We start from the raw sequence: 14,608 nt of genomic DNA, 5'->3' as shown, positions 1-14,608 counted from the left end.
GGCGCTGCTCTCTCGGCGGCCATCGTAGGGCAAATTGGCAATTTGCCCTACGTCTAGCGGCCCCCTGTTCTGACGGGCCGAACTGAAGATGCGAGTGTTCTATTGGAGTAGCGAGATTCAATAGAAGCAAGATGGCGATGGCAGAGACCCGATTCGCGCCGGTGCATCCGGGGGAGATTCTGCTTGAGGAGTTCCTACGGCCGATGGGCATCAGCCAATACCGCCTGGCGAAGGACATCGGCGTGCCCCCACGGCGCATCAACGAAATCGTGCACGGCAAGCGGGCCATTACCGCGAACACGGCGCTGCGGCTGTCGCGGTACTTTGGCCTGTCCGAGCGGTTCTGGATGAACCTCCAGGCGCGGTACGATCTGGAGGTGGAGAAGGATCGCCTCGGCGGGCGGCTGGAACAGGAGGTCAAGGCGCTGGCGGGGCCGGCGGTGGCCACCGTTGCCGAGGACAAGCCCCCGTACACGGCGTGATCGCCCTCTCCCCTGGCCGCCATGTGCCGGGGTAGCCACCTCGGCCTGCCCCTCCGGAACCGAGACGTTTCGCCCACGGTTGACTTTTCGCCCCGTTGCGATAGAATGAACCCCGCAGCGTAGGGCAAGTTGTCAACTTGCCCTACCGACGGGAGGAAGGATCATGGCCCAACCGAGACTTGTGTTGTTGGATGGCCACGCCCTGGCGTATCGGGCCTATTTCGCGTTGCCGCCCAACCTGAGCACCCGCGACGGCGAACTCACCAGCGGGACTTTCGGTTTTGCCTCCATGCTCCTGAAGGTCCTCCAGGAGTTGAAGCCCGACTACATCGCCGTTACCTTTGACGTGGGGCGCACCTTCCGCCACGACCTGTCCGCCGAGTACAAGGCCACCCGTGCCAAGATGCCCGACGAATTGGCCGTGCAGATGAACCGCATTCGCGAACTCGTCGCCGCGTTCAACATCCCCGTGTTTGAACTGGACGGGTACGAGGCCGACGACGTTCTGGGGACGCTGTCGCGCCAGGCTGCCGAGCAGGGCATTGAGACCATTATCGTTACCGGCGACACCGACGCCTTCCAACTCATTGACGACCGCGTCAAGGTGTACACGTCGGGCCGCCAGTTCTCGGAGACCAAACTGTACGACGAGGCGGCGATCGTGGAGCGGTACGGCCTGAAGCCCCGGCAACTCGTGGACTTCAAGAGCCTGACCGGCGACAAGTCCGACAACATCCCGGGCGTGGCCGGCATCGGCGAGAAGACCGCCGCGCAACTGCTCCAGAAGTACGGGACGCTGGAAGGCATCTACGAGCACCTGGACGAGATAGAGAACAAGCGCGTGCGCACCGCCCTGGAGCAAGGTCGCGAGGCGGCCTTCCAGAGCCGCAAACTCGTGCAGATTGTGCGCGATGCGCCTATCCAACTGGACTTGAAGGCGTGCCGCGTAAGCAACTACAACCGCGACAAAGTCGTGGCGCTGTTCCGCGACTTGGAGTTCCGCACGCTCCTTGGGCGGCTCCCCGGCGAGCAACGGCCCGAACCCGCGCCGGCGGCTGCCCTGCAGATGCCGCTGTTCGGCGCTCCCGAGGCGGCGACGGGCGGCGCGCCGTCCACGGCGGGCGCATCGCCTACGGGCGATTACCGCGCCGTGGACACGCCCGAGGCGCTGCGCGACCTGGCCCAACACTTGCGCCAGGCGACCGGCCTGGCCGTGGACGTGGAAACGGACTCCACCGTGGCCATGACGGCGGGACTCGTGGGCATCGCCCTGAGCGACCGCCAGGGCGTGGGCTACTACGTGCCCGTGGGGCACAAGGGGGCCACCGCCCGCAATGTGCGACTCGCCGAGGTACGCAAGACGCTGGGCCCCATCCTGGCAGACCCGGCCATCCCCAAGTACGCGCACAACGGCAAGTTTGACCTCATGGTGTTGCGGAATCACGGCATGGACCTGTCGCCCATCGTCTTTGACACGATGATCGCCGAGTGGCTTGTGGATCCGGCCAGCCGCAACCTGGGGCTTAAGAACCTCGCCTGGGCGCGGCTGCACGCCGACATGACCCCCATCACCGATCTCATCGGCACGGGCAAGGGGCAGATCAGCATGGCGGCCGTCGGGGTGGAGCAGGTGGCCCCGTATGCTGCCGCCGACGCCGACATGACGCTGCGCCTGGTGGCGGCGCTGGAGCCGGAACTGCGCTCGCGGGAACTCTGGCACCTGTTTGAGGAAGTGGAGATGCCCCTCGTGCCGGTGCTGGCGCGGATGGAAGAGAATGGCGTCGCGCTGGATTTGGCGCTCCTGGCGGAGATGTCGTGGGATCTGGCCCAACGTCTGGGCGAATTGGAGAAGGAAATCTACGGGTGGGTGGGCTACGAGTTCAACATCAACTCCACCCAGCAACTCAGCGACGCGCTGTTCGGCAAACTGGGCCTGCCCACCAACGGCCTGCGCAAGACCTCGTCCGGCTCGTATTCCACCGCGGTGGACACGCTGGAGACCCTCAAGGACAAGCACCCCGTGGTGAATCTGATTCTGGAGCATCGCCAACTGTCCAAGATCAAATCCACCTACGTGGACGCGCTGCCCAAACTGGTGAATCCCAAGACGGGTCGCGTGCACACGTCGTACAACCAGACCGGCACCGTTACGGGGCGGCTGTCGTCCAGCGACCCCAACCTGCAGAACATCCCCGTGCGCACCGAGGTGGGGCGGCGCGTGCGCAATGCCTTCATCGCAGAAAGCGGCTGGACTCTCATCAAGGCCGACTATTCGCAGGTGGAACTGCGCATCCTGGCGCACGTGAGCCAGGATCCTGCCATGCTGGAAGCCTTCGCGCGGGGTGAGGACATCCACGCCACGACGGCGTCGGCGGTGTACGGCGTGCCGCTGTCGGAGGTTACGCCCGAACTGCGCCGCGTCGCCAAGACGGCCAACTTTGCCGTAACGTATGGCGTTACGGGCTACGGCCTGGCGCAGAGCACGGGCCTGTCCCAGGAGGAGGCCGAGCAGTTCATCCGCAACTACTTCGCGCGCTTCCCCAAGGTCAAGGAGTACCTGGAGCGCACCAAGAAGGTGGCGGCCGAGCGCGGGTGGGTGGAGACGCTGCTGGGGCGCAGGCGCTACTTCCCCGAACTGAAGTCCACCGCGCCCATGCATGCCCAGGCCCGCGCCGCCGCCGAGCGCATGGCGATCAACATGCCCATCCAGGGCACCGCCGCCGACATCATCAAGATCGCCATGGTGCGGCTGCAGAAGGCGCTGGACGAGAGGGGCCTGCGCTCCAAACTCATCCTGCAGGTGCACGACGAGTTGGTGCTGGAAGCGCCCGAAGCCGAAGTGGAGGAGACGTCGGCGCTGGTGAAGAACATCATGGAGGGCGCCCTCAAACTGGACGCGCCCCTGAAAGTGGACATCAAACACGGATGCAATTGGGGAGAAATGGAATGACGGAATTGTTGAGCCGGCAAGTCGCCGATTTGGTGGCGAAGGCTATCAAGAAGGCCCAGAAGAAAGGCCATCTGCCCGCCTTTGACATCCCGGAGATCGTCGTGGAGCGCCCGAAGCAGGAGACGCACGGCGACTACTCTACCGCCGTGTGCATGGGCCTGGCGAAGTACGCCCGCATGGCGCCGGTCAAGATTGCCGAGATCGTCGTGGCGCACCTGCCCAAGGCCGACTTCATCGGCAAGGCCGAGGTGGCGCATCCCGGCTACCTCAACTTCACGTTGGACACGGGCTGGGTCTGCCGCCAGGTGGATGCCATTCTGCAGGCGGGCGAGGACTTCGGCCGGCTGAACATCGGACGGGGCAGGCGCGTGCAGGTGGAGTACGGGAGCGCCAACCCCACCGGCCCGCTCCACATGGGCACGGGCCGCAACGTGGTCATCGGCGATACGCTGGCCAATATCCTGGACGCGGCGGGCTACCGCGTGCACCGCGAGTACTACGTCAACGACGCAGGCAGCCGAATGCGCGCGTTCTACGAGACGCTGTACGCCCGCTACGCGCAGGCGCTGGGGCGCGACGTGCCCGTGCCCGAGGACGGCTATCACGGGCGGTACATGGTGGACATGGCCGCCGAGATCGTTGCGCGCGAAGGGTCTCGCTTCCTGGACATGCCGAAGGAGCAGGCTCTGGCCGAATTGGGCAAGTTGGGGCTGGAGTTGATCCTGGCCCAGGCGAAAGAAGACCTGGCGCGGATGGGCATCGTTTACGACAACTGGTTCTCGGAGCAGAGCCTGTACGACGACGGCACGTTCGGCCGCGTGATGACGATTCTGCGCGAGGGCGGGTACGTGGTGGAGAAGGAGGGCGCCATCTGGTTCACGTCGCCCGACCTGCCCGACGATGAGGTGCTCATCCGCTCCGATGGGACGCCGCTGTATTTCGCGTCGGACATCTCCTACCACTACAACAAGTTCGTCCTGCGCGGGTTTGACTGGGTGATTGACGTGTGGGGAGCCGACCATCAGGGGCATGTGCCGGGGATGAAGGCCATGATGCCGGCGCTGGGGCTGAACCCTGACCGGTTGACCATCATCCTGTACCAGTTGGTAACGCTACGGCGCGGCGGGGAAATCGTCCGCATTTCCAAGCGCACCGGCGACATGATCACCCTGCGCGAGGTGCTGGACGAGGTGGGGCCCGACGCCGTGCGGTTCTTCCTGCTGGCGCGTACCGCCGACTCGCAGATGGATTTTGACCTGGAACTGGCCAAGGAGCAGTCGCAGGAGAATCCGGTGTACTACGTGCAGTACGGCCACGCGCGCATCGCCAGCATCCTGCGCTACGCCGAGGAGCAGGGGATGGCCGACTACGCTGGTGGCGACGTGAGCCTGCTGGTTACGCCCCCGGAGCAGACCCTCATCCGCAAGATGCTGGAACTGCCGGAGGTGCTGGAGCAGGCGACGACGAAACTGGCGCCGCACCTGCTGCCGCACTACGCCCAGAGCCTGGCGGCGACGTTCCACTCGTTCTACAAGGAGTGCCGCGTTATCTCGTCATTGCCGGAGGATCGCGAACTGAGCCGCGCGCGGCTAAAGTTGGTGCTGGCGGCGAAGATTGTGCTGGCGCGGGTGCTGCGCTTGATGGGGGTCGCCGCGCCGGAGAGGATGTAGGGGGCGGGCACTAGCCTGTAGCCGATGGCCTTTAGCCATTAGCCTTTAGCGAAAAACCTCCCGCAGGTTCGGAACCTGCGGGAGGTTTCTTATACTACCTCGCTCCCACAAGAACCAAGTAATGATACTTTTCGCGTGAAAAGTATCATTACTCTGCGCGTGTGATACCGAACTATCATTGCGCGTTGCCCGTCAGGATGTCCATGATCGCCTGCGCGACGAACTGGCGGTTGCGCGCGCGCCCCGGAATGGGCACCAGGATGCCCTCATCCACCAGCCGCATCACCGTCTGATTGGCCGCGCGGTGCGTAACGCCGAGGATTTCCTGCACCTGGGGCACGGTAACCGTCGGCGCGACGAACAACTCGTCCACCAACTTCAGCAGCGTGGCGGCGGTGTAGCGGCGCGCCTGGAGCCGCTCGCGCCACTCGCGCTGCAAGTCCTGCAGCCGCCGCGCCCGGGCGATGGCGTCGCGGGCCTGCTCCTCCACGCCGCGCAGGAAGAACAGCAGCCAGTCACCCCACGCGCTGCGCTGGCTTACGGCCAGCAGGAGGTCATAGTAATCCCCTCGGTGCTTCTCAAAGAACGCGCTGAGGTACAGCAGGGGCAGCGGGAGCAGGTTCCATTCCACCAGCAGCAGGGGGATGAGGAGCCGCCCAATACGTCCGTTGCCATCCAGAAACGGGTGGATGGTCTCAAACTGGTAGTGGATGAACGCGAGGCGCACCAGGGGCGGGTTGCCGTCGTCGGCGTGCAGGTAGGCCTCCCAGTCCTCCAGCGCGGGGATCATCTGCGCCACGGGCGGGGGCACGAAGTCGGCGGTCTCCACGGTGCACCCGGGGCGGCCGATGTAGTTCTGCACGCGGCGGAACTCGCCCGGCGCCGCCGAGCCGCCGCGCACGCCCTCCATCAGATGGGCGTGGAGTTCGCGGATGAGGCGAAGGCCCACCGGCAACTCGGCCAAATGCTGGAGGCCGTGATTCATGGCGCGCACGTAGTTCAGCACTTCGCGGGCGTCGGCGTCGTCCTTGCGCGCCCCCGCTTCGTAGGCGTAGAGGTCGGCGATGTCGGCTTGGGTGCCCTCAATGCGCGACGACAGCACCGCCTCGCGCCGCGTGAACGGGCCGATAAGCAGGTGCGGGTTGGGGATGGCGCGGCCCAGCCCGGCCAACTCGCCCAGGGCGCGGTCGGCGTCGGAGAGGGCGCGCACCAGGGCTGCGTCCAGCGTGATGGCGGGCGGCAGCGGGTCGGGCACAAAGGCCCAGTACGCCTTGCCCTCGTGGTCTATCTGCACCAGGCGTCCCGACGGATTCGTGAACGCTTCGGGTTTCATCCCAACCTCCCGTGCGAGATGCCCCAGCGGCCGGTCGGCGCGCCGAAGGGCGGCTCTTGCATTCTACACGATGCGGGGGTACGGCGCAAGCGTTTGTGCCCGCAAGGCCGCTCGCGAGTTTCTGATAACTTGAACATTAAAGTTTACAAGAAAAACTGGACAAAATGACACTTCTATGGTATAATATAGGTGAGATGGCAGACCGTGCTGGCGCAGGGCTGCTTCCAACGCCTTGCGCCACGATTGGGTGTCCATCGCCTACAAAAATACCGCAAAGGAGAAGAGTCTATGTTGAGCAAGACGATGCAAGATGCGATGAATGAACAGATCAAGAACGAGTTGTACTCCGGCTACCTTTACCTGTCCATGTCGGCCTATGCTGACGCAGCGAATCTGCCGGGCTTTGCCCACTGGATGCGCGTGCAGGCCAAGGAGGAGCAGGGCCACGCGATGAAGTTCTTCAAGTACATCGTGGAGCGGGGCGGGCGCGTGGTGCTCCACGCCATTGACCAGCCGCCCACCGAGTTCAAATCGCCTGTCGCGCTGTTTGAGGAGACGCTGGCCCACGAGCAGAAGGTAACCGCCATGATCCACAACCTGTACGCGCTGGCTGTGAAGGAAAACGACTACGCCAGCCAGTCCTTCCTCAAGTGGTTCATTGACGAGCAGGTGGAGGAAGAAGCCCACGCCACCGCCATCCTGGAGCAACTCAAGATGGTCGGCGACAGCAAGATGGGCCTGGTCATGATGGATCGGCAACTGGCGGCGCGTGAGTAGCGCGCACCCCTAGCGAGGCAATTCCCAAGCGCGTCGCAAATCAAGAAGCATAGAGGAGGTGTCCAATGCCCGAAGCCAAAGATCAGTGTGTTACGCCCGCAAAAGGTCCCATCCTCGCGCCGGAAACATCCGCCGCGCCGGCGCCCACATCTGCAAAGGAGGTCGCGAAAATGATCGCACGAGTTGGCAAACCTGCACCTGATTTTGAACTGCCCGCGTTCGTCAACGGCGGGTTCAAGAACATCAAACTGTCGGATTACAAGGGTCAATGGGTGATTCTCTGTTTCTACCCAGGCGATTTCACCTTCGTTTGACCGACCGAACTGTCGGCGGTCGCCGTCAAGTACCCCGAGATCAAGGCGCTGGGCGCCGAAGTCCTCTCTGTCAGCACCGATAGCCGCTTTACCCACAAGATTTGGCACGAAGAAGAACTGTCCAAGATGGTCCCAGATGGAATCCCGTACCCTATGCTCTCGGACCAGGGTGGGCGCGTCGGCTCGGTGTATGGCGTGTACGATGAAGAGGCTGGCGTGGACATCCGCGGTCGCTTCCTCATTGACCCCGATGGCGTGATCCAGGCGATGGAGGTTTTGACGCCGCCGGTGGGCCGCAACGTAACCGAACTCATCCGCCAACTCAGGGCGTTCCAGCACGTGCGCGCCACGGGCGAGGCTACGCCATCCGGCTGGCAGCCGGGCAAGCCCACGCTGAAGCCGAGCCCCGATCTGGCGGGCAAGGTGTGGAAGGTTTGGAAGCCCGATAACGCTTTCTAGTCGCCCTCTGTGTTGCGGATACCCAACTCTCCCGGAGGCTTGTTGCCTTCGGGAGAGTTTTTTCACCCTTGACGCTTTTTGTGCGCCGTGTTACAATGCCGCAAACACGGCGAGCGAGGCTGTCGTTGAAATGGCGGAATCGGATGCGGAGAGGATGCTGGAAGATCTCGTGGCCCGCCTGGACGAACTGGAGTGGGAGGGAGGGCCTACGCCTGCCTTCCTGGAGTGGCGCGATCAGGCGGAGGCTACCGTCCGCGCCGTCTTCGGCGACCGGTCGCGGGAGGCGCAGACGTTCGTTCAGGTGCGCTATACCCCGCTGACCCACGCTGCCTGCCTCTCGGATGATGACCGGGCTATTGCGTACCGGCGGGGTCTTGCACAGGCCCGATTCATCCTGGAGTCGCTGCTTCAGCAATTGCGACGCGAACCGCAATGAGGTGCGCCGATGTGCGATGGACATTCCCACGACAGGCCCAACGTGAGCGACACCATCCAGAACCTGCGCCAGCCCATGCCGCTGGGCCGCAAGATTCGCCTGTTTATCCGCAACAACTGGCGGAAGATCCGCACCGGGCAATCCTGCTGCGGCCATCCGGGCGAGCCGGGCTGCTGACGCGCCGCCCCGCCCCGTGAGGGTGGATGAAGGAAAAGCATTTCACCGCAGAGTACGCAGAGACCGCAGAGTCAATCGTTGGCTCTCTCTGCGCTCTCAGCGATCTCTGCGGTGAAATGAGGTTTTGGAGGGCTGACCCATGCTGGTCATCGTGAGCGACTTGCACTTCCGCGATGGCACGGCGGGCGAGCACAACGTCTCCACTAGAGCGGTGGAGGGGTTCCTGCAGTCCCTGGCCGCGGCCGCACAGTCCGCGCGGGCCAGAGAGGTTACAATCCTCTTCCTGGGCGACATCTTTGACCTCCTGCGCACCGAGATGTGGTTTGATGTCCCCGAGGCCGAGCGGCCGTGGGGACTTTCGGGCGCCCCGCCTGAGGCGCTGGAGTGCCACGCAGGCCGAATTCTGGACGCCATCCTGGAGCATCCGGTGAACCGCGAGACGTTTGCCCTCCTGGGTGGGAGGCTGGCGGAACAGTTCCCCCTCCTTCCGGCCGAGCCGCAGCGCATCTACATTCCGGGCAATCACGATCGCCTGTGCGCGCAGTTCCCGTCGCTGCTGCGGAAGGCCGCGCAGGCGCTTGGGGCCGCCGACGACGACGTGCGGCACGTGTATCGGGACGCGCGCTACGGGGTGGTGGCCCGCCACGGCCATGAGTGGGATGTGTTCAACTACGAGGGGGGCCGCTCCTTTGCCGACGAGGACTACGTGCGGGTGCCCATCGGCGATGTGATCACGACGGAACTGGTGGCGGGCTTGCCCTACACCATCATGAGGCATCCGAGAATCCAGCAACTCCCCCCGGCTACCCAGCAGGCCCTACGGCGCAATCTCCAGCAGATTGAGAACGTGCGCCCTCTGCACGCCACCCTGCACTGGCTTTTCTACCAGGTGCAGCAACACGAGTGGCTGCGCGGCGTCGTGGAGGACGCCATTGACGAAGTTGTGGCCCACTTCAACGGCCTGCCCTTCGTCCGCGATTGGTACCGTCGCCACGACCGCTGGCCCAGCCCGCTGGACGAGGCCGATCAGATTCAGGCTGTCCTGTTCCTGCTGGACAAGTTCCGCGTTACGCGCATGGGCGGGCTGCTGGCGCTGGCCGAGGCGCTGAAGGGCATCCGTCCCAGGCCCGCCGAAGAGGCCGCCCGCAAGGAACTGGCCGGCGCCGACCCGGACGTGTACTACCTGGTTTACGGCCACACCCACCAGCCGATGCAAGTGCCCATCCAGATCGGCCAGGCCGCCGACGGCACGCCGATGGAGCGCGTGTACCTGAACACGGGGTGCTGGGGCACGCGGCACGTGGAGGCCGCCGACGGGGGGTTCGTCTCGTGGAAGCAACTCGCCTACGTCGTGTTCTACGCCGAGGATGAGGATGTGGGACCCGATCCGGTGCGGCGGGGGTTCCCGTCGTTTGAGACGTGGGCGGCCACGCTAAAGGAGAGCCTGACCTGGCCGCCGTTGGGACGGTAGCCGCTGGCCGTTTTCCTCGGCGAGAATACATGAATGAGGAGGGTTACCATGGCGGAGTCCGCAGCGCAAGCATTGAGCATCCTTCGCGATCCGGCACAGTTCCAATGGTACGTGATTCCCTTGTTCGCCCTGGTGGTCATCGTGTACGCCAACGAGGTGGAGCGCCGGAATTGGAGCCTGGTCTTCGCCGGGCTGGCCTTCTGGGGCATGGACTGGTTCAACGAGATATGGAACGGGCTGGTGTTCCACTTCACGCAGTACGCGCCGGTGTGGGGCGCGCCGGGGGCCACGGCCTACCTCATCCTCATCGGGCTGAACATTGAAATCTGCTTCATGTTCGCCGTGGCGGGCATCGGGTTCTCCAAGATGCTGCCCGCCGACAAGACGATGAAGGTGCTGGGCATCCCCAACCGCCTGTTCTTCGCCATCGCCGGCTCCATCTTCTGCGTCATCGTGGAGATTCTGCTGAACGCCGCCAACGCGCTGACGTGGGAGTACGCCTGGTGGAACGTGGGCGCGCCGTGGCTCATCTTCCTCATCGGCTATCTGCCGTTCTTCCTGGTGTCGTTCTGGGTGTACGACATGGAGAGCGTGCGGAAGAAGGCCATCACGGTGGGAAGCATCCTGGGCTTTGACCTGATCTGCCTCATTCTGTTCGCAGGCATCCTGCGCTGGATATAGAAGTTGATTGACCGCAGAGAACGCAGAGGGCGCGGAGAGAAACACGTGGTGCTCTGCGGTCTCAGCGCGCTCTGCGGCGAGATTTCAGTTTCCTGATTCACTGGAGCAGTAGACGATGCCAAGTTACCGATTCCGCTCGGAGCCGTTGGCGCTGGACGACGCCGCCCGCGCATCCGCGCCTGGGCAATTCGTTCGGCTGTCGGACGGCTGGACGCACTACGAGTTGGCCGGCCCGCCGGACGCGCAGACGGTCGTCCTGGTTCACGGCTTCTCTGTGCCGTACTACATCTGGGATCCCACCTTCGCGGCGCTGGCCGAGGCGGGCTTCCGCGCGCTGCGCTACGACCTGTACGGGCGCGGGTTCTCCGACAGGCCCGACGTGGAGTACAACGCCGACCTGTACGACCGCCAGTTGCGCGAACTGCTGGACGCGCTGGGCATCGCCGCGCCTGTGGACGTGGCGGGGTTGTCCATGGGCGGGCCGATTGCCATCCACTTCGCCGACCGCCATCCGGAACGGGTGCGACGGCTGGTGCTGGTGGACCCGGCGGGCTTTCCGTTGAAGCAGCCTCCTGTGGCCGCTCTGATACGCCTGTACCCCTTGGGCGAGTGGCTCATGGATCGGTTTGGCGAGCAGATTCTCGTCAAGAGCCTGGTCAAGGACATGAAGCATCCGGAGCGGGTTCCGGGATACGCGGAGAGGTACCGGGCGCAGACGCGGTACGCGGGGTTCCGCCGGGCGCTGCTGGGCACGATGCGCAGCGGGATGCTCACCGGCGCGGGGGACGCTTACCGGCGCGTGGGGCAACAGGAGAGGCCCGTGCTGCTCATTTGGGGGCGGGAAGATCATGTCGTGCCGTTTGAGGCCAGCGCGCAGGTGCTGGCGGCCATCCCGCACGCGGAGTTTCACGCGATTGACGACGCGGGCCACGTCCCCCATCTGGAGCGCCCCGATGTGGTGAACCCGATACTGGTGGAGTTCTTGCGGCGCTAGGGATGCGGGCCAACCCCTCGCCCCGGCCCTCTGCCAACGGGCGGGGGCGGTTTGGATCGCGAAAGGCCGCGAAGGACGCGAAAGAAACCCTCCCAGGGGTTCGGAAGTTCCGGGAGCGGATCCTGTGAAGACCCCAAAGGTCTCGCAGACCTTTGGGGTCTTCGCTCTGGCGCGCGGGCGCGTTTGAAGATGGGTTCGGGGGCCAGACGGCTGTACAACGGTGGCATTATGTGCTATAATAAGCATGGGATTCAATCTTGATGGAGGTGGGAGAGATGAGACGACCGGCGATGCTTCTGTTGGCGGTCATCCTGCTGATTCTCGCGGCGGCGCCCGCAATGGCCGAGCCGCCCCCGGACGGCCGGGACACCATCAAACTCAAGGTGTTCATCCATTACCCCAAGCCCGGAAAGCCGCAGCCATCCCCCGGCGTGTGCGACCCCACGCAGAACGAGACGAGCCACTACGGCCTGGCGGGTTGGAAACGTTCGGGGACGGTTACCTACCGGGTGAACTACAGTTCCATCCCCAGCACCGTGGTGGACCCCCAACCGGCGATCAGCAACTCCTTTGAAGTGTGGGAGCAGTACACGGGGGGCAAGGTCAATTTCGTGGAGGGCGCGCCCACGACCCTCACCAGGTACAAACGGGACGGGGTGAACCTTGTTGCATGGGGGCGCGTGTCCGCATCCGGCGCCATCGCCGTAACCTACACCTGGTACAATCCCAGCACGGGCGAGGCGGTGGAGCAGGATGTCATCATGAATGCCAAGTTGCCCTGGAAGCAGACCTATGCGAGCAACCCCGATGCCACCTGCGGCGACCTGTACGCCTATGACGTGCAGAATATCCTCACCCATGAAGTGGGACACTGGGTCGGCCTGGACGACCTGTACGACAGCGTAGACGAGGATCTGACGATGTACGGCTATGGCGACAAGGGGGAACTCAAGAAGGTAACCCTGGGCACTGGCGACATCCTAGGGATGGACGCATTGTACTAGGCAGCAATCCTCCCGCAGGGTTTTGCCCTGCGGGAGGGTGTCTGACCGCTACCGCTTCGGCGCGGCGTCAAAGATGCTCTTGAGGATTCCCGCCCGCTCCTCGGGCGTGGCCCAGCGCGGCTGCGCGTAGTCCTCTAGCACGCCGGTCAGGATTTCCGTGCTCAGGAGCCGCCCGTCGTAGATGGTGTGGCGGGCGTACAGTTCCGTGCGCGTTTCCCAGGACCACATCTGGTCAAAGAACAGGTTGCCCAGCCCATACACGATGATGCCCGGGCCGCCCGGGTCCGACACCCCGTAGGGTTCCATGGCCTGCGGCACGTGGCTCTGGACGCCGGTAACGATGTCGGCGCCCGCTGCGCGCAACTCGCGGAACTCCTCCACCTGCTTGTCGGTGGGGTAGGGGTTGTACGTCTCGTAGTATTGCAACTCCACGGCCACGATGTCCACCTGCTGGCTCAATTCCGCCACCTGCTTCAGGATTTCGTCCTTGTGATCGTAGTAGTAGCAGGCGCCTGGCTCGGTGTCGGTGGCCCAGGCGTACCAGGGGTCAAAGGCCAGCGCCGCGATGAAGGCGAAGGTGTTGCCGTTATGCTCCCACATCAGGGGCGCGCACGCCTCGGCGCTATTCAGGCCGCTGCCGTAGATGGGGATGCCGTGGTCGCGGTACCACTTGAGCGAGGTTCGCGCGCCGTCCGCGCCGAAGTCATTGACGTGGTTGCCGCTGAGGCCCACGATGTCGGTGCCGATGGCTTCCAGCGCGGCCCAGTAAGTGGTATCGCTGCACATGGTCAGGTTGCCCGGGGTGGGGTCCACCTTGCAACCCGGGATGAAGGGCACCTCGTTGCTGACGTGGGTGATGTCGGCAGCGCGCAGCGTGGCCGAGATGATTTCGGCCGGATACGTGTAGCCGTGCTGCTCCATCTTCAGGGCGGTCATGCGGGTCATGGCCGTTACGCCGGTCATGATGAGCGTGGTCAGTTTGGCGGGGTCGCGGTTGGTCTTGGGCCGGATGGCGTCGGCCAATCGGCCCGCCGGCAGGTCGGCGTCCGGCCCTTCCACCGCCACGCCCACCGCCAACGGGTAGGTCATCGGGTCCAGGTGATTGTCCAGGACGTTGACGCCGTCCACGGTGAGAACCTTGAAGCGCGGGTCTAGCCGGTCAAAGGGCAAGATGCCCACGGCGTGAGGCGCGGCTTCCAGCCGGGCCAACATCTCGTCGGCGGGGACCACTTCGGCCAGCCGCCCGTCGCCGAGCACGGCCGTCAGGTCGTCGGCGGCGTCCTGGGTTACGTACAGGATGCCGCGGCTGGAAACGCCGGTCCAGCGCCCGCGCAGTTCGTCCAGGGCGATGTCGTCGGTGATGGTCGGGAACGGCACGACGACGGCGTAGAATCGCTGGGCCAGCGGGTTCCGGACGACGGGCATGGGGACCAGCGCCAGGCGCACGGTGGCCTGTCCGGCGGGGTCCGCCAATCGGACGGGGCGATCCATCCCGGCGTCGGCGACGGATTGGATGCCGGCGAGGGCGGCGCGGAGCGGAGCCGCGTAGGTTTCGGGCAGGTCCGTCAGGGCCACGGTTACCGGCTTGGGCGCCGGCGTGGGGGATGGGGCAGGCGTGGCCGTGGGCTGCGGCGTCGTGGGCCGCGGCGCGACGGACGGCGAGGCGGCGGAAGGCGACGCGGCTGGGGTGCAGGCGGCCAGCAGGGCCGGAATCAGCAGCGCGGCGATGGCAGCCGCGGCAATTCGTTTGACGATGGTTATGCTAGGCATAGCGCACGCTCCTCGGAGCACAAATAGGTGTTGCACGATGGGGGAGTATAGGACGGTGTGGCGGAATGGTCAAAATCGGCGCTATCGCCT

At 64.7% G+C, this 14,608-nt stretch carries 13 protein-coding genes; 11 read left to right on the top strand and 2 right to left on the bottom strand.

Features of this window, described 5'->3' with window-relative positions; genetic code table 11:
• Nucleotides 1–137: 137 nt before the first annotated feature.
• From H5T65_11535 to H5T65_11525, 3 genes are all read left to right on the top strand, one after another.
• Nucleotides 138–482, top strand: coding sequence for a HigA family addiction module antidote protein (locus tag H5T65_11535; GenBank protein ID MBC7259867.1), 345 nt, complete (start codon nt 138–140; stop codon nt 480–482).
• A 163-nt stretch (nt 483–645) separates the two neighbouring features.
• Nucleotides 646–3,432, top strand: coding sequence for a DNA polymerase I (gene polA / locus H5T65_11530; protein ID MBC7259866.1), 2,787 nt, complete (start codon nt 646–648; stop codon nt 3,430–3,432).
• Nucleotides 3,429–5,102 (top strand): arginine--tRNA ligase, encoded by a 1,674-nt coding sequence (locus tag H5T65_11525; protein MBC7259865.1) that lies wholly within the window; start codon nt 3,429–3,431, stop codon nt 5,100–5,102. The genes polA and H5T65_11525 overlap by 4 nt, the downstream gene beginning before the upstream one ends.
• Before the next feature lie 175 nt (nt 5,103–5,277).
• On the opposite strand, the gene H5T65_11520 is transcribed toward H5T65_11525, so the two are convergent.
• Nucleotides 5,278–6,435, bottom strand: coding sequence for a Fic family protein (locus tag H5T65_11520; protein ID MBC7259864.1), 1,158 nt, complete (start codon nt 6,433–6,435; stop codon nt 5,278–5,280).
• A gap of 288 nt (nt 6,436–6,723) precedes the next feature.
• Here H5T65_11520 and H5T65_11515 point away from each other — a divergent pair, with 288 nt between their 5' ends.
• The 8 genes from H5T65_11515 (at nt 6,724) to H5T65_11480 (ending at nt 12,748) form a co-directional block, all read left to right on the top strand.
• The gene (locus H5T65_11515; protein MBC7259863.1) at nt 6,724–7,212 is read left to right on the top strand and encodes a ferritin; all 489 of its coding nucleotides are present in this window, start codon (nt 6,724–6,726) and stop codon (nt 7,210–7,212) included.
• 65 nt (nt 7,213–7,277) lie between these two features.
• The gene (locus tag H5T65_11510) at nt 7,278–7,985 is read left to right on the top strand and encodes a peroxiredoxin (GenBank protein MBC7259862.1); all 708 of its coding nucleotides are present in this window, start codon (nt 7,278–7,280) and stop codon (nt 7,983–7,985) included.
• Nucleotides 7,986–8,139: 154 nt separating this feature from the next.
• A complete protein-coding gene (locus H5T65_11505; protein MBC7259861.1) occupies nt 8,140–8,421 on the top strand; it encodes a hypothetical protein in 282 nt (93 codons plus the stop codon).
• A 9-nt stretch (nt 8,422–8,430) separates the two neighbouring features.
• Nucleotides 8,431–8,598, top strand: a complete 168-nt coding sequence (locus H5T65_11500) for a hypothetical protein (protein ID MBC7259860.1) — start codon at nt 8,431–8,433, stop codon at nt 8,596–8,598.
• 139 nt (nt 8,599–8,737) lie between these two features.
• Nucleotides 8,738–10,069, top strand: coding sequence for a metallophosphoesterase (locus H5T65_11495; GenBank protein MBC7259859.1), 1,332 nt, complete (start codon nt 8,738–8,740; stop codon nt 10,067–10,069).
• 48 nt (nt 10,070–10,117) lie between these two features.
• Complete coding sequence (locus H5T65_11490) at nt 10,118–10,750, top strand: hypothetical protein (protein MBC7259858.1); 633 nt, start codon at nt 10,118–10,120, stop codon at nt 10,748–10,750.
• A 115-nt stretch (nt 10,751–10,865) separates the two neighbouring features.
• Nucleotides 10,866–11,744 carry an alpha/beta fold hydrolase gene (locus tag H5T65_11485; GenBank protein MBC7259857.1) on the top strand — a complete coding sequence of 293 codons (879 nt, stop codon included), beginning with the start codon at nt 10,866–10,868 and terminating at the stop codon, nt 11,742–11,744.
• 275 nt (nt 11,745–12,019) lie between these two features.
• Entirely contained in the window at nt 12,020–12,748 is a 729-nt protein-coding gene (locus tag H5T65_11480; protein MBC7259856.1) for a hypothetical protein, read from the top strand.
• A 48-nt stretch (nt 12,749–12,796) separates the two neighbouring features.
• On the opposite strand, the gene H5T65_11475 is transcribed toward H5T65_11480, so the two are convergent.
• Nucleotides 12,797–14,518 carry a CapA family protein gene (locus H5T65_11475; protein MBC7259855.1) on the bottom strand — a complete coding sequence of 574 codons (1,722 nt, stop codon included), beginning with the start codon at nt 14,516–14,518 and terminating at the stop codon, nt 12,797–12,799.
• Between the last annotated feature and the right edge of the window lie 90 nt (nt 14,519–14,608).

The organism is Chloroflexota bacterium, assembly GCA_014360805.1.
GTDB lineage: Bacteria > Chloroflexota > Anaerolineae > DTLA01 > DTLA01 > DTLA01.
Note: the sequence above shows the minus strand (reverse complement) of the source record. Positions and strands in the feature narration are given on the sequence as shown.